Source organism: Kitasatospora sp. NPDC127116 (genome assembly GCF_042677365.1).
Lineage (GTDB): Bacteria > Actinomycetota > Actinomycetes > Streptomycetales > Streptomycetaceae > Kitasatospora > Kitasatospora lactacystinica.
The window spans coordinates 14,279-33,058 of the sequence record NZ_JBHXTL010000067.1 but is presented as its reverse complement, the minus strand read 5'-3'; the positions used below and the strand labels follow the sequence as shown (position 1 = coordinate 33,058).

Below are 18,780 nucleotides of genomic sequence, written 5' to 3'. Positions count from 1 at the left end.
GCTCGGCTACCAGCGGCGGGCCCCGGGTGACGGGCGTCAGTGGCCTGCGGTGGCGAGGCGGAGGCGGGCGGCGGCCCGGCGGCGGACGTCCTGCTCGGCGAGGCGCGCGCGCTCGGCAGCGACCTGGGCGTCGAGGTCGTCGGTCGGTCCGTCGTCGAAGAGCGCGCCGAGTGCGGCGCGGACGGTCGTCAGCTTGGAGCCCGGGACAGCGGCCATTCGCGCGGTGATCTGGCTGACCTCGACCAGCCTGGCCGCCCGGATGTTGGTCATGGTGTCCTTGTACTCGTCCTCCGACATCTGGGCCAGCTTCTCGAACGGGGGCAGGTCGGTGCGGACGAATCCGACGCTCAGCTCGGGCGCCGAGCCGGAGAGGGCCATCGCCCGTGCGTCACGCCCGGCCTGGGTGTCGTCGTAGCGGCCACCGATCCACAGGCGGTCCGCACGGTCCTCCGCGCGGAAGGTTCCGACCGGCCTGCTCGGGTCGTGCATGAAGAGGAGCGCGAAGTCGCCCCGGCTTCCCTTCTTGAACACGCCGGGGTGGAACTTCGTGCCGTAGGAGTCGACGACGCCGTACCGGCAGGCGATCCCCTCGAACGTGCCATCCTCGCCATCGGCGACGCGCCACTCCACCGCGTCCAGCTGCCGCAGCTCCAACTCGGCCATCAGCTCCGCCCCTTCTTCATCGCGTGCTCGGCGTACACCTCGGCGACCGCGCGCATCAGCCCCTCGTGCGCGGGCGACAGCCGCGGCGAGTACCGGTAGACGAGCGTGCCGTCCGGCCCGGGCCGGTCCAGCTCGTAGACGATCCGGCCGTGGGCCATGGCCAGCGTCCGAGGCGGTTCGCCGGCCGGGTCACGGCGGACGGCGATGCGGTAGCCGTCGTAGGGGCCGCGGCGGACCTCGGCGAGCGGGATGCCCGGCGGCCGGTACGCGCCCTGGTACTGGGCCTGTTCGGCAGCCTGGAGGATGGCGGGGGCCTCGCCCCGCAGCAGGGTGGCCATGGTCAGTTCTCCTCGTACTCAAACAGCAGGGTGCACCTGCAGTTGATCGACTGGTTCGCGGGGGCGGCCGGGTCACCGGGCCACCGGGACTGCGTGGCCGTGAACCGCTTGTTCAGCGCCACGGTGTCGCCGTTCGCGACCCGGTGCGACTGCCGGGTCCTGGTGTCGTTGGTGGCGAGCCACTTCTTGCGCACCGCGCCGGCGTCCAGCGCGGCCATCACCGCCGCCGCGTTGTAGGCGCCCACCGTCTCTGTGCGGGCGATCATCGTCGCGCGGTAGTCGGCGAGGTCGCCGAACACCTTCTGCAGGCGGGCCCGTAGCTGGGGGATGGACTCGCCCTCGGCGACGCCGTGCTGCAGGAGTTGGGACTCCAGCACCTGCCGGGTGGTCGCGGTGACCTGCCCGGCCAGCTCATCGACCCGGTCGGCGAGGGCCTGCGCGACGGTGGGCTGTTCCAGGTCGAAGCCGTCCTGGACGCCCTCGGCGCCGCGCTTCCACGCGCGGCGGATGAACGGGGCGAGGGCCTCGGCCGTCCGCTTCCGCCAGTACCTGGGGTCGAACAGGTCCCGCGCGCGGATGCGCTCCTCCCAGCCGTCCGGGCCCGACGCCATGTCCAGCCCGGTCATCTCGGCGGCCGGCGTCTGCTCGGGGTCGGGGGTGGTGATGCGGACCCGGCCCTCGACGGCCAGCGCGGCGGCCTGCCCGCACAGGGTGGCGAGCCAGTCGGCGGAGCGTTGGGGCTTGCCCATCAGCCGGTCGAAGTCGCGGAGGACGGCGGCGGCCTGCTCGCGCGCGAGGCGGCGGACAGCGGCCCGGCCCTCGGCCTCGATCGCGTCGTACGCGGCCTGCACGTCCTGCGCTGACGGGCTGCTGACGCGCGTCACCTGCAGCGGCCCCGGCGCGATCATCACGGGTCGGTGCGGCCCGGCCAGCGCGGCGGCGACCCGGGCGGCCAACTGCTCGACCACGTCATCGGACGGCGCGGCCAGCAGCTGCAGCAGGCCGAGGTCGGCGCGGGCGCCGGCGGCCGGGGCCTGCACGGGGGCGAACTGGGCGCGGTACGGGGTAATGGTCTGGTCACCGATGCCGCCGGGCAGCGCGGGCCGGCCGATCTCTGCCCGGGCCTCGTCGATGGTCAGCAGGTCCGCGGCCGTGTTGTCCCGGACCCGGGTGGCACGGGAGTCCTGGGTCTCCTGCAGAGCGTCGACGGCGTCGTACGCCCACCCGGCCTCCTCGGCATCGGACGGCAGGAGCCGCAGGTCGACCTCGCTCGCGATGACGTCCAGCTTCGGCTTGATCGTGTCGGACCACAGCGTCGCCTTGCTGGCCGCCCGGTTCTCGTAGGTCGCGCCTCCCATGAGGTAGTCCCGGGGCACGCCGAACGCGAGCATCACCTCCGCGGCGTTGGCCATGCGCGATTCGAGGTAGTCCATCTCCTCCGCCGTCAGACCGACGCGGGAGTACGACGGGGCCGACCCAGCGGAGCCGGGCGGGGAGGCGACCAGCAGCGCGCGGCCGGCGTTGGCCGGTCCGGCAACGGACGACTTCCACGCGGCACGGGCTTGGCTGTACTGCTCCTCGGTCATCTCGCCGAGGTACACCACACCGGTCGGGCTCGCCCCGTTGCGGTAGCTGGAGCGCTGCCACTCGCGGGCGTAGGCGTCCATGTCGACGGCGTGCCGCGCGGCCTTCCACGGGGCAATGCAGCCGAGTGGCTCGAAGGGGTGCGGGTACCTGAGCCACAACACCTCCTCGGGGAGGAGGGGGATCCGCTGCCCGTCGGACCGGGTGACGACGAAGCCGAGGATGTCGCGGGCCGTGGGCCTGCCGTCGGCCGGCCGGTCGACGATGACCTGCACCGGGTCGTAGACGTTGTACGCAGCCTGGACGTCGCCCTGCCGGGTCTCGCCGCGGTCGAGGTAGACGAAGGACTGCCCGGCCAGCTCGCCCTGCTGCAGCAGGATGTTCTTGAACACCCGGGCGGAGACCTGCGGGTTGGGTCGCTTGTTGAAGAGGTGCGCGACCGGGTGCCCGGGGATGGCATCGCCCTCGGCGTTGCGTACGACCATGTCCACCGAGGCGCCGTTGTCGGCGATCGCCGCGACACACCGGTACGCCACCGCGCTGTTGGAGTAGCCGCGGGCCTCCGCGTCGAGGTCCAGGGTCAGCGTGGTGCCGGACGACACGACAAGCGGCCGGCGGTCCCGCAGGGTGTCGAGGGCTGCAGGCGCGACGGCGCGCCGTCCGAACAGGGCGTGACGGGCGTCAGCGATGCGTCCCACCAGCGTCAACTCCTTTCAGGCCGCGGCGGCGTAGTTGCCGGCGGCGGTGAGCATCAGGTGTGTGAGGGCCCAGACGAGGGCGTCGAGGCGGTCGGGGGAGTCGGCGAGGCCGGGTACCCAGGTGGTGAGCTGGTCGTCGAGCGGGAAGGAGCGGACGACCAGGTGCGCGGCGTGCTGCTCGAAGAGGGCCGCGACGGGCTCGGCGCGGGTGAGCTTGCCCCGGGATGCGGACACGGTGCGGTAGTTGACGCGCGGGTCGACCTGCCGTACGACGGTGCCGATCCACTCGCCGCCGTTGTTGACCTCCGCCACGATCGCGTCCGCCCGGTGCGCGTGGTAGGCCTCAACCGCCTTGCGCGCCGCATCGATCGGGCGCATCCGGCCGGACAAGTCGTCGATCACGTAGCCGTGCTGGCGCATCGTGCCGTTGAGGTCGGGGACGCGGGCGGCGCCGAGGCCGGCCACGATGATGCCCATCTCGTCCGCTTCCTCGGTGGAGGTGGCGGCCGGGTCGACGGCGACGACGATCCGGGACAGCGGCGGGGCGGCACCGACGCGGGTGGCGTCGAGCAGGCCGACCGACCACAGGGCGCCCTCGACGTCGGTGAGGATCTCGCCGTTCAGCTCCTGCCGCTCCAGACGGGTGCCGGCGTACTGCGCCAGCAACTTGGTGCGCATCATCTCGGGCAGGTGGTGGGCGTCGCGGGTGCGGCCTCGGGTGGTGATGACGTCGGTCCGGGCGAGCAGGTCGACCAGCTCAGGCCGCGGCTTGGGCGTCGTCGAGGCGATGTAGTGCGGGTTCGCCCCGATGCGCAGGCCCATGGCGGAGTGCGCGAGGGCCGGGCCAAGGTGGCGCATCGCGGCGGCCTCCTCCAGCCAGACGAGGCACCTGTTGCCGCCGGAGCGCAGGCGTTCGACGTCGTCCGGGCCGTGGGCGCCGAAGAGCTTGGCCTCGGCCCCGCTGGGCCACTTCGCGTAGGTGCCACCGACGGTGGTCCGCAGCATCACCCGCGCGTCGTGGGCCTTGAGCCCGCTGGGCCCGTTGACGGCCGATTCGACGGCGTCACCCTGCGTCGGCGCGATGATGCTCATACGGTGTCCGCCGGGCAGCCGGGGGTCGCAGGGCGGGCCGTTGACGTGCTGCACCATGTACCTGGCGCACCCGTCCGTCTTGCCCGTTCCTCGGCCGCCGAGCTGCAGCCACATGCCGTGCGTCTCGATCTCGCCGGGCGGGACCTGCCACGGGTACGGCGTCCACCGGTCCCACCGGGCCTGCCACAGGCGGGCCGACAGCTCGCGCTCCAGCACCTCCAGTTCTTCGGGGGTGTAGGTCTCCAGCTCGGCGAGCTGCTCGGGCGTCACTGGCCGGCCTCGGCGATCTGCTCGGCCAGCGCCCGGATTCGGGCGATGCGCTCGTCGGTCGGCTCGGTCTTGATCCGCACGGGGGCGTCGAGGCCCCAGAGCCGGGCATGCCGATCCATGGCCCGGATGACCACCTCGGCGGCGCGCGCGTCGCCCGCCGCCGCCTTGGGCAGCAGGCCTTCGAGGATGGTCTCCAAGACGGTGATCTGCTCGCCGATCAGGGCGTCCCGGTCGGGGGCGGTCTCGCGGGCGCGCTCGGCGAGGGCGTTCTGCACGTACCTCCACGCCGTCTTCGGGTCGACGTCGAGCTGTGCAGCGATGGCGCGGTAGGACATGCCGGTGCGGCGCATCTCGACGGCGTCGGACGCGGCGAACTTGGCCTGCGTGATGTCGGCTCGCTGGTGCGGCATGAAGAGACCTCCCTGCCCACGGAGGGTAGGGAGGTCTCGGGATCAGGCAGCCCGGCTACCGGGTCAGGCGGTGGGCGCCCACTCGGGCCGGTAGTCGGGGTGGTCGGCGTAGGGCAACGCGAGCAGCTGGAGAACGGCGAGCGCGCCGTCCTCGGTGAAGCTCTCCACATCTGCGAGGACCCGCCGCTTGGCGTCCACATCGGCCAGGACCCGCGCCGGGTCATGGCGGGCAATGTGGTCGCCGGGGCGGGCCCATGTCTTCCCGACCACGATTACGTCGTTCCGGCCCTGGGACCAGATCTCGTCTCCTCGACGTACCCAGCGGGCGCGCTGCTCGGCCGGGCGGGCCACCTCGTTGGTGCCGAGCGCGGTACGAGCGGCCTGCTCGTCTTCGTCGAGGCGGGCGATCAGGAACGCTCGCAGGTCGTCGCTGTTCATGCTGGCCATCCTCTCGTGCTCAGGCGGCACGAAGCTGCTTCTCGGGCGGGTAGGTCTCAAGCACCGGCTCCAGCCGCTCGACCTCGGCACGCAGGGTACCGCGGATCAGCCCATCGGAGAGGGTGCCGTACCCGGCCTGCTCCAGCGCGGTCCGCATGGTGGAGGTGCCCGGCCGGCGGCCGCCGTCGTACAGGCGGCGGATGGCCTCGCACCGCGGGTCGGCGTAGGTGACCGGCGGCAGGGCGGGCGGCGTGGTCGGGCGGGGCGGCAGGGCCGGGATGATGACGGGCGTCAACTCGGTCTCGGCGGGCGCCGACTGCCGGGCGAGGGGCGGCTGCGGCTCGACGGGCAGTCCGGCCAACGCCCGGTAGAGCTGGCGCATGAGCGCGCTGAACGCGAGCAGGGCAGCGGTCGGGGGGATCGCGGCGACGACCTGCGTGGTGGTGTCCACCCTGCTGCCGACGGAGACGACGTTGAGGATGATCGAGCCGGCCGAGCCGGTGGCGACCAGGATCATGGCGAGCCAGTCGAGGCGGCGCATCAGGGAGGCGCGCAGGACGAGCAGCTCCCCGGAGATCACGAAGCCGTCGAGGGTGGCGGGCCATGCCCACGCGCGGGCGCCGGTCAGGTGGTGGTCGAGCGCGAGGTCGTGGAGGGCTTCGTAGCTCAACCAGAAGGCGCCGCCGGTCAGCGCGATGGTGACGAGGGCGGCGCCGATGGTGAGGCCGAGGACGGCCCGGTGCCGGTCGACGGCGCGGGTAGGCTGGGTGATGGCCATGGGAGTGCATGCTCCTGCGGTCAAGGGCCCGCCCGGCGTTGCAGTCGCCGAGGTGGGCCCGTTCTGTTGTTGCTGGTCAGTCTACCGGTGACGGGCATCAACACGCCTACCGGGTACGGGTGTTCACGCTGCGAGCGCGGCCCGACCGCGGTGCTCGCGAAGGCTGGCAGCCTGGGCCGCACGGCACGGGCCGCAGGACGGTATGTCGAGGAGCAGGTGCAGCCGGTAGCCGGTCCTGGTCGGGCCGCCGGGGCGTCGGTGCTGGGCGGTAAGGGCAGCGAGGCGCTCGTCACGAAGGCGGCCGGCGTATGCCTGGTCGCAGACCGGGCACTGTTCCTGCTGGCCGATGTGGCGACGGCGGGCCTGCTCGGTGCCGCAGGGCAGGGCCGGGTTGACAGGGATGCGGCGGAGGTCGGGGAGTTCCTCGCGGGGGGTACCGCGGTCCTGGTCGGTGCGGCCGGCCCAGGTGCCCCACTCGGCGTGGTCGACGGCCCAGGTGTCGCAGGCCTGCCGGACGGGGCAGCGGGCACACAGGGCGGCGGCCTCGGGCTGGGTGTCGGGGGTGTCGTACAGCTCGGGCTGGCCGGCGCAGGGGAGGAGGCCGGCCTCGGTGCGGGGGATGAACGTGGGCAGGTGCATGGGGGCGGCCTCCTCGGGGTGACGGGTGTCAGCGGTTGCGGGTCTTGCGCTGCTGGCGCTTGAGGGCCCGGCGCGCGGCCCGGTTGGAACGGGGGTCGGGGGCGTCGTCGGGGACGACGATCTCGGCCCGAGCGAGGGCGGTCTCCCAGGTGCGACCGGGGCGGGGCGTGTGCTCGGTCACTGGCGCTCCAGGGTGGTGACGAGGACGGCGAACTGGTCGTCGGTGGCGGCCTGCTCGGTCTCCTCGGCCTGCTGCCGGGAGTCGAGGTGGCCAAGGAGGGCCGATCCGAGGCCGGCGCCGAGGAGGCCACCGGCCAGGACCAGCCACGGGGACACGGTCACGCGGCGTCGTCGTGGTCGTGGAGGGACTCGATCGCATCAGTGATGGCCAGGCGAACGGCGTCGAGGGCGTCGTTGTAGCCCTCGTTGGCGGCGGCCTCCCCCGGGTCGCTGGAGGTGGTCGGCGCGCCCTCAATGGCGGCGACGGCCTTGAGGGCGGCGATCAGCTCGTCAACCGGAACCAACTCGATGGTCGTGGCGCCGTCATGGCCGTGGATGTCCTTGACGTGGCCGAGGTGGTCCCAGACGACGGTGGAGCCGCGGTCGCCGCGCCAACGAACGACGGCCCGGGACTTGCCAGCGGCGGGGAAAAGCACGCCATCAGCGACGATGCCAGTGCCGGAGACGCCGGTGACGTCGGTGTGGCGGCGGAGGATGAACGGCTGGGCGCCGGTTACGAGCTTGTCGAGATAGGCGGTGATGTGGGTGGGGTCGATCACGGCTGGTCTCCGTTCGGGTTGGACTGGTTGTGGATCTGGATCTGAATGGCCTGGTCGAGGGTGCGGGCGCCGAGCGCGCGGACCGCACGGAGGACGGCGTTGCGAACGTCCCGCTCGGTGGTGCCGGCGGGCAGGGCTCGGGCGATCTCGTGGTCGCGGTAGCCCTGGGCGCGGTAGCGGAGGACGTCGGCCTCGAAGATGGTGAGGGTCCTGGTCACTGCTGGCCGCCGTGGTCGGCGGCGGTGGTGGCGCGGTCGCGCAGGAGGCGTGCAGCAGCGGCGAGCAGGTCGGTGGGGTGCTGGTCGGTCACGGGTTCTCCTTTGGGGTGGGGCCGCCCGCAGCGTGCGGGCGGCTGACGGGCGTCAACGGGGTGTCAGCTGCCGTCGGGGTCGACGAGCTGCAGGCCGAGGGCCTCGCGGTGTTCGGGGTCGAGGAAGAGGGCGACGGGCGTCCCGTCGTCGGTGCGGCAGCAGACGATGGTCGGCTCGGCCGGGTCGGTGGGGTGAATGACCATGCGGTCCCAGTTGGCGACGATCGGGTCCTCGATGGGGTCGCCGCTGGGCGTGGTACGGGCGTCCTGCACGGCCGTGACGATCTGGGCCCTGGTGGCCGCAATGTGCCGGCCCGCGTTGGCGGTGGGCAGGGCCAGGACGCGGGCGGCGGCGTTGCGCAGGGTCTCACCGCGGTGGCGGTCGAGGACGTCGCGGGCGTCGGTCTGACTGAACTGCGCGATCACCTCGGCCCGGTGGTCGGTGATCAGGCCGTCCAGGCGGGCGCGGGCGTCGGCGTACTCAGGGGCGGTCGGGTCTTCGCCGTGCAGCAGTTCGGCAAGGAGGAGGTCACGGGCGGGCTGAGTGGTCATCGGGTCTCCGTGGTGGGTGTGTGTGGCGGCCCTAGAAGGGCCTGTGGGCGTCGGTGCGGCACTCGGGGTGCCTGGGGTCGTGCGCGGCCTGTCTCGGTCCGGTCCTGGCCGCGCACGGGGCCTCACAGTTCGTCGAGGATGATGCGGCCAATCTCGGTGACGAAGCCGGCGCGGGCGGCCTCGGGCACCTCGGGGCCGAAAGCGAAGTGGGCCCGGAGGAAGGGCCGGTCGTCGCCGTCGAGGGTGAGGGCGCCGTCGTAGGGCTCCAGTCCGGCGCCGGCCATGTCGGCGGCCCAGCCGGAGAGGACGGGGAGTTCGGGTTCCGCGGTGGCCTCGGCGGTGAGCTGCTTCACGTCCTCGGCGAGGAGCCGGGCCGCCCGCTGGTTGGACTCGGCGACGGCGCGTTCGGTGGCGAGCTCGGTCTCCAGCTGCCGGACCCGGGCGAGCAGGGCCGTGACGTCCTGGTGCGCGTTGAGGACGAAGTCGCGGTCGGCGTCGGCCTGGTCGCCGTCTCCGAAGTCGAGGCGGCCGATGGGGATGTCGGCGGCGCCGAGGACTCCGTGCTCGCCGAGTCCGGCGTATGCCTCGTAGCGCCAGTTTCCGCCGGTGGCCGCCGCGTGGCGGGCCTGGATGGCGTCGAGGTCGAGGGGGGCGGGCTGGGGCTGGTTCATCAGGTGGGGTCCTCGGTGTTGGGGCAGTTGGTGGTGTCGCAGAGGAGGTGGGTGTCGTAGCCGGCGGTGGCTCGGTAGGCGGGGAGGGGTTGTTCGCAGTTGGTGCAGAGAGGCTGTTCCTCCCCCGGTGCGCTCCCCCCTCCCCCCTCCTTAGGGGGGAGGCGGGGGGAGGGAGGTGTAGCAGGCACGTCCCCCGATGTCCCCGGGACCTCCCCGGGGGATGTTTGACCTGGGGTTTTGTCCTGAACTCCCCGCGCGTCGGGGGGAGTTTCTGTTACTGACGGGTAGGGGAGGTGTGGGGGGAGGTCCCCGGAGGGCCTCGCCTTCCGCACCCGGACCGCCTCCTCCACCTTGGCCTTGGCCGTCCGGATGCCGTTATCACGGCACCACGTCAGCACCCGGGGGCTGCCCCACGTCGGGTCGACGCTGGCCTTGTCGAGCTGGGCGACCAGCCACTCGGTGGTGCCCTCGATCAGGGTGGCGCGGTCGGCGAAGGTCATCAGCTCGTGCCGGGTCGCGCCGAACACCCAGTCCCCACCGACCTGCTTCGAGTGCCGCAGGACGGTGAACTCGCTCGGGCCTATGCCGTTCCGGGAGTGGGTTCGCTTGAGGGAGAGGATCCCGCCGCCTTGGGCCTTGAGTTCCCACACCTGGTCGACGTCCTGCGTCTTGGCGGACGAGCCGCGGGCGCCGCGTTCGCCGTCCTTGCCCATGTGGTCGAGCCGGATGCTGGCGATGCCGGCGGCCTTGAGGGGCATGAGGGTGTGGCGGTAGAGGTTGAGCCACGTGTCGGCGTCGTTCTCGGCGCCGGTGATGAAACGGCTGATGGTGTCGATGAACACGACCTGCGCTTGGGTGGCGGTGGCGATGGCGAAGAGGTCTTGGCCGCCGCCGGGGGTGTCGAGGGGCCGTACGGGCGGGAACGACAGGTAGGTGATGGAGCCCATGTCGGCCGGGCCGGCGCCGAACGAGCGTAGGCGCTGCTGCAGTTCCGGGTGGCCGTTCTCCGCGTCGATGTAGGTGACGCGGACCGGGGCCTGCGCGCGGTCGCCAAGGAACGGCCGGCCGGTGGCCATACGCCACGCCCACTCCTGCGCGAACAGCGACTTGCCGGCCTTACCCTCGCCGACCAGCGCGGCCTGCTGGCCGGGGGCGAGGAGTTGGCCGGGTAGGAGCTGGATGTTGCCGTAGTTGGTGCCGAACAGGACGTCGAAGTCGAGGGCGGACGCGAGGAGGTGGGCGGGCCCGCCGCCGTCGGCCTCGGACGCGCGGGTCTGCTCGGTGGTCAGGTGCTCGGTGAGGAGGGCTTTGATGTCGCTGGGGCTGACCCGCTTGGCGATGGCCGTCCGAACCTGGACCATGAGGGCGTCGGCACGGCGAAGTGCGGCCTGCTCGGCCACGATGCCCGCGTAGTAGTCGACGCCACCGGCCACGATGGTGTTGGCGATGCCGAACAGCAGGTTGGCGTTGCCGCCGATGCGGTGGCCTTGGCCGAGCTTGGTGATCTCGTTGTGCAGGGCGACCGGGTCGGTGGGCCCGTCGGTTCGGGCCTGTTGCTGGAGGGTAGTCCAGATCAGCTCATGGACGGGGCGGGCGAAGTCCGAGCCGCGCAGGAAGCTGGCACGGGTGATGTTGGCCGGGTCGTACATGCACGCGGCGAGCACGGCCGTCTCGGCTGCCTGGTCCTCGGGGACGGGGCGGTCGATGTAGTCGCCGTCGTCCTCCGGTGGGGCCGGGAAGGGGTGGACGTTGCTCACGGTGCGGTGCTCCTAGAAGAGGGTCGGCTGCTCGGCCGGCGGGGGCGGGTTGCAGCCGTAGGGGCCGGGGCGGTGCGGGTGGTGCGCGCGCGGCGGCTGGTGGCCGAGGAGGATCGGCAGGGCCTGCGCGGCGTCGAGCTGGCCGCCGTCGGCGAGGTGGACCGCGAGGGGATGCGGCTCGGGGTCCAGCTCGCGGCCGTCGGGGGTGCGGAGGATGGTGGCCCCGCACCGCGGGCAGGTGGTGCGCGCCGCGGTGCGGGGCCCGCTCATCACGCCGCGTCGGTGTGGAGTCCGATGCCGTTGCGCAGGATGTTGTCGGCCCGGTAGCTGTCGACCTCGTCGAGGGTGCCCCGCGAGGTGCGGTGCCGGTACATGTCCTGCTGGGCCACGCGGAGCCGTTCGTCGGTGAACTCGTCGGCGGCGACCTCGACGGCCACGACGCGGACCTTGACGGCGCGGTCCTTGTCCTCCTCGGGGCCGGGCTCGGTGCGCTCGACGTGGGCCAGCTCGATGACGGCCATCCACCGGCCGCTGCGCTGCTGGAACATGGTGTCGGCGTGGGGTTCCAGGGCGGCGGCGACGTCGGCGAGGATCTTGCTGTCGAACTTGATCTCGGTCATGTGGTGCGCTCCTTCGAGAGGGCCGGGCAGACGGCCCGGTGGGTGATGGGCAGGTCGCGGGCGCCGTACCGGATGGCGTCGCGGCCGGTGAGCCGCTGGTGGTGCCAGCAGCGGGTGCAGAGGTAGTCCGCGGTCGGCGGCCGGAGGTTGGGGCGGATGGTGAGCCCGCCGACCCAGCCGGTGGCCGTCACGCCGCGGCCTTGGTGCTGCCGGTCGTGGCGAGGCGCCGGTCGGCCGCCGAGTTCGCGTGCCGGCACGGGTCACACGCGGTTTCGCCGCGGCGCCGGTGCCGCTGGTAACCGGGCCGGGTTCCGCGTCGGGGGGACTCGCGCTTACGTGCGACGTTGGCGAAGGATTCCGCGGTCTGGCACGGCCTGCACGGCGCTTCTCCGGCACGACGGTGGCGCTTCGCCCCGGCCTCGGTACCGCACTCGGGGTAGTGGACCACGTAGACGGTGGGGCCCGGCGTGAAGCCCGCAGCCTCGCGCTCGTCATCGTCCTCGCCGCCCCACACGCCGATCTCGCGGAGCTGCCGGCCGAGGTTGCGGCACGCGGAGATGACCGGGCAGACGAAGCACAGGGATTTGGCCGCGCTGATCCGGGCCATCGCGTGGTTGGCGGGTTCGCGGCCCTCGGGGACGTGGAACAGCTCGGGCGCGGCCTTGCAGGGGAAGGCGGTGTCGATCTCGGTGGCGATCACGCGTCGCTCCTCTCGGGCCAGTCGACGCCGGCCAGCGCGCGGGTGTGGGTAGGGGGCAGGGCGGCGCCGGGGTGGCCGAGGTGGGCGAGGCCCATCTCCGCGAGGACCGACGCGTCGGCCTGGTCGTAGCGGCCCGGGCCGGTGCACTCCACGCCGTAGCGGCGCTGCACCTCGTCGCGGACGCGGCCCTTGACCTGCGCCGGGGTCTCTCCGGTCCACCGGGCCCGGCCGGTCGCGAAGATGGTCCTGTTGTCGGGCGGCACGACGGCGTACGGGATCTGGCGGCGCCACAGGTCGTGGCGGACCATCCAGCGGATCGCGGCGAGCTCGTCGTGCCCGCGCTGCAGGGCTCGGGAGTAGGCGGCGCCCTCGATGACGACCAGCTCGGCGTGCCGGTAGAACGACTGCATCTCGGTGAGCTGGTGGGCGAGGCGCTCGTGGCCGGTGAGCCTGCCGGAGTGGATGGCCTCGGCCCAGCCGCGGCCGGCTACGCCGGTGCACGAGAGGGACACGTCCAGCCCGATGACGAGCGGGACCGGGCCGGGGGCCCCCGCCCCGGCCGGAGCCGGGACGGAGACACTGGCGGGCAGCGGGAGAGCGAGCTGAGCGGCCATCAGGCACCGGCCCGGGGGCGGGGGACGAGCGGCCACGCGGGCTCGACCACGGCGGCCGGGTCCTTGCGGCGCAGGTACTCCTGCAGGCCGATGGCCTGCTCCCGCGCCCAGTGCGCCTGCATGTCGTGCAGCTCCGGCAGGTCGATCTCCTGCACGGCCGGGTACCGGGTCGCGATGCGGTAGACGATCCGGGCCGCGGCGAGGGCGTCGGCGCCGGCGTCGTGTGCGTCGTCGCCGAGCTGGACGTCGTAGTGCCGGGCGAGGTCAACCAACTTGCGGCCGCCACGCCGGAACCGGTCGGCCCGCTTGTCCATGACGAGCGGGTCCAGGACGAGCGGCTCGGCCCCGGCCTGCTCGGCCAGCGACGGCAGTCCGTGACGCTGCAACTCGCGGTCGAGCAGGGTGAGGTCGTACCGGGCGTTCATGACGACCAGCGGCACCCGGGCGGTGATCTGGTCGGCCAGCAGCGCGGCCACCTCGGAGATGACCATCGGTGCGGGCCGTCCCTCGGCGCGGGCGCGCTCGGTGGTGACGCCGTGTACCGCGCTGGCGGCCTCCGGGATGTCGATCCCGGGGTCGGCCAGCCACGTGTGCGGCACGGTGGGCTGGCCGCCGCCGACCAACAGCAGAGCTGCGGTGACGAGGCGGTCCTTCTCGACGTCCACGCCGGTCGTCTCGGTGTCGAAGGCCGCGAAGCGGCCGGTGTGCCAGCTCACTGGGCACCGCCCGTCCGCTCGCTGTACATCCGCCGGCCGAGCGCGTCGAGGGTCTCCTCGTCACCGACCTCGTTAACGACCCGCGCGTTCAGCATCCGCAGGCTGCCCAGCTCGTAGCCGATCTGCTTCAGCCGCCCGGGCGAGGTGTTCGGGTCGACGATCTCGTCTCGGTAGTCGTTTGCCGATCGGGCCGGGGCCTGCGCGCGCTCGAAGTGCTCGGCGTCGGCGTCGCGGTCCTCGGTCGGCACGAGCCCGTTGTTGATGAGCAGGGTCCGCAGGGCGATCGACTGGGCCTTCGGCGTGGACCGGCCGCCGGAGTCGGACGCCTCGCCGGCGGCCTGCGACTCGAAGAAGGAGCCGTCGGGGCCATAAATCCGGAACGTCACCAGGGCGGTGCACTCGCGCATCCGGCCGCCGCTGCTGGTCGAGATGTCGCGGTACTCGGTCTCGACACGGTGCTGCACGACGAGGACGCCGTGTTTGCGGCACGCGGGACCGAACGAGTTCAGCGCGCGCTCGACGCCGCGGAACTTGAAACGGCCGGCCCGGCCGCCGTCGAAGTTGTCGTCCTTGCCGATCGAGCGGACTTCGCCCATGACGCGGGACCAGGCGGTGACGGCGGATACCTGCTCGGCGTCCCGGGTGAGGTCGCCGAGGTCGGGCTCGGTGAAGTCGAGGGCCTCGCGGTGCTCGACCGCGGGCACGTCGTTGGTGCGGCCGGCCAGTGCGGCGGCGTTCTCAGCCAGACCCATGCGGTCAGGCCTCCTTGCTGGACTTGAGACGGAATCGGGGGTCGATGTCGAGGCGCTCACCGCGCGTCGTACGGACGCAGTCCGCGTACGCCTCGGGCCAGCGCTCGGCGAGGCGCTCCAGGTCGCAGGTGGAGCGCTCGGTGGGCTCCAGCGAGTACGCCCGCTGGTCGCCGAGGACGGCGGTCTGCGCCGGGCCGAGGTGGCGGAGCATCTCCGCCTGCGCGGCCTGCTTGCGCTTCTTTGCGGCGGCCTCGGCGAGGCGGTTCTGCTCGTAGTCGATGAGCGCGTCGTGCGCGCCGTCGACCCGGTCGAGGTGCACGACACCATCCCGCTCGGGGTGCTGGCGCCGGTACATCTCGACGAGCCGCTCGGGGTTGCCGGTGTGCGGCGGCCGGGTCTGGGCGAGGACGTGGTCCTCCCAGAAGCGCCGGACGGCGGTGATGATGTCGGCCGTCACCCGGGCGTACTGGTCGGCGCGGACGACGCCCTGCCGGTAGTCGTTGCCGCCGATCAGTACCGCGTAGTGCATGTGCTGGTAGCCGGTGACGGCCATCTGCCACAGCACCTGGGCGAGGACGTCGTCCGGGGCGCCGGCGTGCCACCGGGCGGTCTTGAACGCGCTGCGGGTCTTGACCTCCAGCGCGCAGGCCTCGCGGCTGGTCTCGGGCAACGGGCACTCGGCGACTCGCCGGTCGAGGGTGGCGCGCATCCACGGCTCGTCCTGGTGCGCGACCAGGCCGACCCGGCGGACCACGGAGCGGTTGCGCTTGGCCCACTCGCGGGCAACGGGCTCCTCGAAGACCGTGCCCCAGTAGGCAGCTTGGCCGGCGTCGTCGACCAGCTCGCCGAGCTTGTCGAGGTAGACGCGGAGCGGGGTGGAGTGGTCGCCGTCGCTGACGCCGAGGATCCCGGCGACGTCGCTGCTGCCGATGCCGTCGCGGCGGGCGGACAGCCACAGGTCGCGGTTGGCGTCGGCGGGGAGGAGCAGTCGGGCGGTCGGGGTGATGCGCCGCCCGGCGGCCGGGGCCGAAGCCCCGGCCGGCACGGTGGTGGTCACGCAGTGCCCTCCTTCAGAAGTGCGGCCTGCTCGGCCGTCGGGAACGAGTGCCGACACCGCTTGCACCGGCGCCGGTCGTTCACGGCCCCGAACTCGTCGAAGTCGTGCGGGCGCCCGTCCACACACAGGTGGGTGTCGGGGTCGTAGCCGAGCGCGTCGTCGAGCTGCCGGCGCAGGCTCCGGATGGTGGCGTCCCGCTGGTCCAGTACGGCCCGGAGCCTGGCGTTCTCCTCGTGCTGCCCGCGGTGCGCGGCCCGGACTGCGAAGGCGGCCCCGGTGTTCTGGGCCTCGGCCGCGACGGCCCGGGCGGCGAGGCGCCCGTTCGCGCGGCCCTGCTCCAGCAGGTCAGCCTCCAACTGGCGGGCCCGGTCGCGGAGTCGGGTCATCGCGGCGGCCGTCTCGGCCAGCGCGCGGCGAGAGATCCACGGCATCACGCCACCCCCGCCCGAGCCGCACGCCACTCGCCCTGAGCCTCGTCGCAGCACAGCGGCTCACCGACGACGTAGTCCTCGTCCGGCCACCGCTCGGCGCTCTCGGTCGTCCACTCGTCCCAGCCGAGCCCGCAGTGCGAGCACGTCTCGGTGGCGTCGAACTCCACGGTGGCCGTGACACCCGGGTGCTGGGCCCGCAACGCCTGGATGATCTCTTCGCACCGGCGCCGGTAGTCGCCTTCGATGTCGCTGCTGGCGAGGCGGTCGGACATCGACACCCACCCGAAGTCGCCGAGACGCTGGGGCGGGATCACCGCGTCCTTGACACGCACCTGGAGTCGGGGCCCGATCGGCAGGGACAGGTCGATGGTGCCGGTGACGACGACCCGCCACTCGTCACGCGTGATGAGCTTGGCCATCAGGAGGCCCTCCTCTGCTGCTGGGAGAGCGCCGGACCGACCATCGACAGCAGCACCTCGGCCAACCGCCGGGCATCCGCCGCCGCGTACCGCGCGTCCGTACCGCCGAGCCGCATCAGCAGCTGCTCGACCATGGAGTCCTGCTCCGGCCCGGACGCCTCAGCGATCACCGCCAGCTCGGCCGTGACGCCCTCCGGGTCCTCGGCCACCTCGGTGGCGAGGGCACGGACCAGCGCCGAGACGAGCGGGTGAGCGTCGATCGCGACACCGAGCGCCGTCGGCCGAACCCACAGCGGGTACGCGCCGGTGATCCGCTCGGCCGGCCGCCGGAGCATCCCCGCGGCGTCGAGCGCGGCGGCGATCTCCTCCGGCGTACCGGCGGTGTTGGTGATCAGGATCGCCGCGCGTCGGGTGATCGGGTTCGTGACGTCGGACATCACACACCGCCCCTGGGACGAGCGAGTTCCACCCGGCCGCCCATCTGGCGGGCCCAGGACCGGGCCTCCGCGGGGCGGTCGAACATCTTCGAGTGCTGCCCGTCCTTGTCGCGCCACCGAGCGCGCCACTTGCCGGACGGCGTCGCCTGCGGCTTGGCCTGCGCCCGCAGGCGCTCGACCTCGTCCTCCGAGGTCCGCAGCGTGGCGTCCAGCTCCTCGATCTCGTCGAGGAGTTCGTTGATGATCCGGCCCTCGGTCGACTCGGTGCCCGCGTACGAGGAGCGGATCCTGTCGAGGTACTTGATGCTCAGCGGCTCGGTCATGCCGCCACCGCCAACGCGGGCTCGTACGCCGCCGCCAGCGACCGGAACGACAGGTGCACCGGCACGTCCCGCCACACCGTGCGCATCGACTCGCCGACCACCGGCACACCCCGCAGGCTGTACGGGGTCGTCAGCACGTAGTCGATGCCGAGCGCGGCCCGGTACGCGGCGGACGCGGCACGGGAGTCGTCCACCCACAGGTGGCCGTTCAGCTCGCCGTCGAGCCGGATGTCCCAGTACAGGGCGGGCAGGTGGGGGTTCTCGGAGAGCAGCTGCGTGAGGGCGATCGCGGGGCTGAGCTGGGCGGGGTGCGTGGTGCGCGGGGTAGGCTTCATGTTGGCCTACCTCCTTCCTTCATCGACGAGTTGATCGGTGGGCCGGGGCCGTCCCTGGGGTCGCATCCGGGGCGGCCCGACCCATGTCTGAGGGGTCAGGCGGAGCGCTGCGAGAGCGCGTGCTCGGACTGGCGGCGGCGCTGCTCGCGGCCGGCCGGGGCCTGCTCGGCCATCCAGGCCCGGACCTCGGCGAGGTTGAACCGGCGGTGGCCGTTCGGCAGGTACTCGACCGGGCAGCCGTTGCGGACCCACTGGTTGACGGTCCAGTCGCTGACGCCGTAGTGCTCCTGGACGTCCCGCTGCTTGAGCAGCGGGGCCGGCAGCGCGGTGATGCTCATCCGGCTATTGACCTTTCCTTTGTGGATGTGGAAGCTCCAGGCATGTCGAAGAGATGCTGGAGCGGCTGGTCGAGGGCGGTGGCAATGAGCCATGCCGTCCGCAGTCGGACCACGTCGCGGGTGAACGACCCCCGCGAGACGAGGGCGCCGATGATGGAGCGGCTGACGCCTCGGCCGTCCGGGTCCACGGCCCTGGTAGCCGCGGCGAGCTGGGGGATGGACATCCCCGCGGCGGCCATGGCCTCGCGGAGTGGCCGGCCGCCGCTCTTGCGGTTCAGGCGGGACATGGGGACCTCTCTTCCGTGTCGGTGGCTGGTCGCTGCCGACATCCACATTTCTACGGTGGAAGTGGAAGGTCGTCAAGGGGATCGGAGAGGCCTGGAGAGGTTGGGTGTGTCGCGAGTAATCGAACGTCCGTTTGGGTACGGTCGTGATTGCGCCACCCTTCCACGACACGCTTGTAAATGTGGAAGGGCCTGCGGCATGCTTGCGTCATGAACACGGTTGACGAGGGCGGCGAGACGCTCGCGCAGCTGATCCGGCGAGTCCAGGACGAGCACCCGGACCTCACTCAGACCGAGATCGCGCGACGTGCTGGCGTATCCGTCTCCGCCGTGAATGCGTGGGCCAACGGAGTCCGGATCCCAAGCCGCAAGTCCTGCGACAAGCTCGCGGATGCCCTCGGTGAACCCCGCGAGCACGTCTTTGCGGCGGCCAACCGGCGCACCCCGGGCCCGCTGTCCCCGGATGCGGAGGAACGCATCCTGGAGCTGTACCGGCGTCTCAGTGCCGAGGAGCAGCGCATCGTCGAGCGGCAGCTGATGGCACTCGCTGCCGACGACCCGCAGGCGTAACCCGGGCATATGCCACAGGGGCGCGTCACCCAGTGCCGCCCGCCCTCATACTGCTCGCGCAACCCCCACGCCACACGCTATGTTCTGGTGCTCAGCGCCACTGACCCGTCCTCCCCCAGCGGCCGCAGGCAAGTTCACCCATGCCCTCAGGGGGAGCGCGCGCATGTGCATCACCGTCCGCAGAAGCACGGCCCCAGTGGTCACC

30 protein-coding genes are annotated in these 18,780 nt (G+C 72.6%); 1 reads left to right on the top strand and 29 read right to left on the bottom strand.

Translation table 11 applies throughout. From position 1 onward, the window contains the following. Nucleotides 1–36: 36 nt before the first annotated feature. From ACFVHV_RS25220 to ACFVHV_RS25080, 29 genes are all read right to left on the bottom strand, one after another. Nucleotides 37–663: an HK97 family phage prohead protease gene (locus ACFVHV_RS25220; RefSeq protein WP_380353631.1), complete on the bottom strand. Its 627-nt coding sequence runs from the start codon at nucleotides 661–663 to the stop codon at nucleotides 37–39. Then, complete coding sequence (locus ACFVHV_RS25215) at nucleotides 663–1,001, bottom strand: hypothetical protein (protein ID WP_380353629.1); 339 nt, start codon at nucleotides 999–1,001, stop codon at nucleotides 663–665. The genes ACFVHV_RS25220 and ACFVHV_RS25215 overlap by 1 nt, the downstream gene beginning before the upstream one ends. A 2-nt stretch (nucleotides 1,002–1,003) precedes the next feature. Beyond that, nucleotides 1,004–3,283 (bottom strand): phage portal protein, encoded by a 2,280-nt coding sequence (locus ACFVHV_RS25210; protein WP_380353626.1) that lies wholly within the window; start codon nucleotides 3,281–3,283, stop codon nucleotides 1,004–1,006. Nucleotides 3,284–3,298: 15 nt separating this feature from the next. Next, nucleotides 3,299–4,645: a terminase large subunit domain-containing protein gene (locus ACFVHV_RS25205; protein WP_380353624.1), complete on the bottom strand. Its 1,347-nt coding sequence runs from the start codon at nucleotides 4,643–4,645 to the stop codon at nucleotides 3,299–3,301. Beyond that, entirely contained in the window at nucleotides 4,642–5,055 is a 414-nt protein-coding gene (locus tag ACFVHV_RS25200; protein ID WP_380353622.1) for a hypothetical protein, read from the bottom strand. Before ACFVHV_RS25200 ends, ACFVHV_RS25205 begins: the two co-directional genes overlap by 4 nt. A 63-nt stretch (nucleotides 5,056–5,118) precedes the next feature. After that, on the bottom strand, nucleotides 5,119–5,493 hold the full coding sequence (locus ACFVHV_RS25195) for a DUF6221 family protein (protein WP_380353619.1): 375 nt from the start codon (nucleotides 5,491–5,493) through the stop codon (nucleotides 5,119–5,121). Between the two features lie 19 nt (nucleotides 5,494–5,512). Beyond that, nucleotides 5,513–6,271 carry a DUF2637 domain-containing protein gene (locus tag ACFVHV_RS25190; protein ID WP_380353616.1) on the bottom strand — a complete coding sequence of 253 codons (759 nt, stop codon included), beginning with the start codon at nucleotides 6,269–6,271 and terminating at the stop codon, nucleotides 5,513–5,515. A 123-nt stretch (nucleotides 6,272–6,394) separates the two neighbouring features. After that, entirely contained in the window at nucleotides 6,395–6,910 is a 516-nt protein-coding gene (locus ACFVHV_RS25185) for a WhiB family transcriptional regulator (RefSeq protein ID WP_380353614.1), read from the bottom strand. Between the two features lie 28 nt (nucleotides 6,911–6,938). Next, nucleotides 6,939–7,091 carry a hypothetical protein gene (locus ACFVHV_RS25180; RefSeq protein WP_380353613.1) on the bottom strand — a complete coding sequence of 51 codons (153 nt, stop codon included), beginning with the start codon at nucleotides 7,089–7,091 and terminating at the stop codon, nucleotides 6,939–6,941. Further along, nucleotides 7,088–7,252, bottom strand: a complete 165-nt coding sequence (locus ACFVHV_RS25175; protein WP_380353611.1) for a hypothetical protein — start codon at nucleotides 7,250–7,252, stop codon at nucleotides 7,088–7,090. The genes ACFVHV_RS25180 and ACFVHV_RS25175 overlap by 4 nt, the downstream gene beginning before the upstream one ends. Further along, complete coding sequence (locus tag ACFVHV_RS25170; protein WP_380353608.1) at nucleotides 7,249–7,689, bottom strand: hypothetical protein; 441 nt, start codon at nucleotides 7,687–7,689, stop codon at nucleotides 7,249–7,251. The genes ACFVHV_RS25175 and ACFVHV_RS25170 overlap by 4 nt, the downstream gene beginning before the upstream one ends. Then, entirely contained in the window at nucleotides 7,686–7,907 is a 222-nt protein-coding gene (locus tag ACFVHV_RS25165; RefSeq protein WP_380353607.1) for a hypothetical protein, read from the bottom strand. The genes ACFVHV_RS25170 and ACFVHV_RS25165 overlap by 4 nt, the downstream gene beginning before the upstream one ends. A 155-nt stretch (nucleotides 7,908–8,062) precedes the next feature. Next, a complete protein-coding gene (locus ACFVHV_RS25160; RefSeq protein ID WP_380353604.1) occupies nucleotides 8,063–8,551 on the bottom strand; it encodes a hypothetical protein in 489 nt (162 codons plus the stop codon). 122 nt (nucleotides 8,552–8,673) lie between these two features. Then, on the bottom strand, nucleotides 8,674–9,222 hold the full coding sequence (locus ACFVHV_RS25155; RefSeq protein ID WP_380353602.1) for a hypothetical protein: 549 nt from the start codon (nucleotides 9,220–9,222) through the stop codon (nucleotides 8,674–8,676). Then, on the bottom strand, nucleotides 9,222–10,979 hold the full coding sequence (locus tag ACFVHV_RS25150; RefSeq protein WP_380353600.1) for an AAA family ATPase: 1,758 nt from the start codon (nucleotides 10,977–10,979) through the stop codon (nucleotides 9,222–9,224). The genes ACFVHV_RS25155 and ACFVHV_RS25150 overlap by 1 nt, the downstream gene beginning before the upstream one ends. Before the next feature lie 12 nt (nucleotides 10,980–10,991). Continuing rightward, complete coding sequence (locus tag ACFVHV_RS25145) at nucleotides 10,992–11,252, bottom strand: hypothetical protein (protein WP_380353597.1); 261 nt, start codon at nucleotides 11,250–11,252, stop codon at nucleotides 10,992–10,994. Continuing rightward, nucleotides 11,249–11,599: a hypothetical protein gene (locus tag ACFVHV_RS25140; RefSeq protein ID WP_380353595.1), complete on the bottom strand. Its 351-nt coding sequence runs from the start codon at nucleotides 11,597–11,599 to the stop codon at nucleotides 11,249–11,251. The genes ACFVHV_RS25145 and ACFVHV_RS25140 overlap by 4 nt, the downstream gene beginning before the upstream one ends. After that, entirely contained in the window at nucleotides 11,596–11,790 is a 195-nt protein-coding gene (locus tag ACFVHV_RS25135) for a transcription factor WhiB (protein ID WP_380353592.1), read from the bottom strand. Before ACFVHV_RS25135 ends, ACFVHV_RS25140 begins: the two co-directional genes overlap by 4 nt. Next, nucleotides 11,787–12,299, bottom strand: a complete 513-nt coding sequence (locus ACFVHV_RS25130; protein ID WP_380353590.1) for a WhiB family transcriptional regulator — start codon at nucleotides 12,297–12,299, stop codon at nucleotides 11,787–11,789. The genes ACFVHV_RS25135 and ACFVHV_RS25130 overlap by 4 nt, the downstream gene beginning before the upstream one ends. After that, nucleotides 12,296–12,913, bottom strand: a complete 618-nt coding sequence (locus tag ACFVHV_RS25125) for a hypothetical protein (protein ID WP_380353587.1) — start codon at nucleotides 12,911–12,913, stop codon at nucleotides 12,296–12,298. The genes ACFVHV_RS25130 and ACFVHV_RS25125 overlap by 4 nt, the downstream gene beginning before the upstream one ends. Further along, nucleotides 12,913–13,629 carry an exonuclease domain-containing protein gene (locus tag ACFVHV_RS25120; RefSeq protein WP_380353585.1) on the bottom strand — a complete coding sequence of 239 codons (717 nt, stop codon included), beginning with the start codon at nucleotides 13,627–13,629 and terminating at the stop codon, nucleotides 12,913–12,915. The genes ACFVHV_RS25125 and ACFVHV_RS25120 overlap by 1 nt, the downstream gene beginning before the upstream one ends. Then, a complete protein-coding gene (locus ACFVHV_RS25115; RefSeq protein WP_380353583.1) occupies nucleotides 13,626–14,381 on the bottom strand; it encodes an ERF family protein in 756 nt (251 codons plus the stop codon). The genes ACFVHV_RS25120 and ACFVHV_RS25115 overlap by 4 nt, the downstream gene beginning before the upstream one ends. 4 nt (nucleotides 14,382–14,385) lie before the next feature. Beyond that, nucleotides 14,386–15,438 (bottom strand): YqaJ viral recombinase family protein, encoded by a 1,053-nt coding sequence (locus ACFVHV_RS25110; protein WP_380353582.1) that lies wholly within the window; start codon nucleotides 15,436–15,438, stop codon nucleotides 14,386–14,388. Continuing rightward, entirely contained in the window at nucleotides 15,435–15,869 is a 435-nt protein-coding gene (locus ACFVHV_RS25105; protein WP_380353579.1) for a hypothetical protein, read from the bottom strand. The genes ACFVHV_RS25110 and ACFVHV_RS25105 overlap by 4 nt, the downstream gene beginning before the upstream one ends. Beyond that, nucleotides 15,869–16,288, bottom strand: a complete 420-nt coding sequence (locus ACFVHV_RS25100; protein ID WP_380353577.1) for a hypothetical protein — start codon at nucleotides 16,286–16,288, stop codon at nucleotides 15,869–15,871. The genes ACFVHV_RS25105 and ACFVHV_RS25100 overlap by 1 nt, the downstream gene beginning before the upstream one ends. Beyond that, on the bottom strand, nucleotides 16,288–16,725 hold the full coding sequence (locus ACFVHV_RS25095; RefSeq protein WP_380353574.1) for a hypothetical protein: 438 nt from the start codon (nucleotides 16,723–16,725) through the stop codon (nucleotides 16,288–16,290). The genes ACFVHV_RS25100 and ACFVHV_RS25095 overlap by 1 nt, the downstream gene beginning before the upstream one ends. Beyond that, nucleotides 16,725–17,048, bottom strand: a complete 324-nt coding sequence (locus ACFVHV_RS25090; protein WP_380353572.1) for a hypothetical protein — start codon at nucleotides 17,046–17,048, stop codon at nucleotides 16,725–16,727. The genes ACFVHV_RS25095 and ACFVHV_RS25090 overlap by 1 nt, the downstream gene beginning before the upstream one ends. Continuing rightward, a complete protein-coding gene (locus tag ACFVHV_RS25085; RefSeq protein ID WP_380353569.1) occupies nucleotides 17,045–17,383 on the bottom strand; it encodes a hypothetical protein in 339 nt (112 codons plus the stop codon). Before ACFVHV_RS25085 ends, ACFVHV_RS25090 begins: the two co-directional genes overlap by 4 nt. A 95-nt stretch (nucleotides 17,384–17,478) precedes the next feature. After that, a complete protein-coding gene (locus ACFVHV_RS25080; protein ID WP_380353567.1) occupies nucleotides 17,479–17,721 on the bottom strand; it encodes a hypothetical protein in 243 nt (80 codons plus the stop codon). A 494-nt stretch (nucleotides 17,722–18,215) separates the two neighbouring features. Here ACFVHV_RS25080 and ACFVHV_RS25075 point away from each other — a divergent pair, with 494 nt between their 5' ends. Then, nucleotides 18,216–18,575 (top strand): helix-turn-helix transcriptional regulator, encoded by a 360-nt coding sequence (locus ACFVHV_RS25075; RefSeq protein WP_380353565.1) that lies wholly within the window; start codon nucleotides 18,216–18,218, stop codon nucleotides 18,573–18,575. Nucleotides 18,576–18,780: the final 205 nt, after the last annotated feature.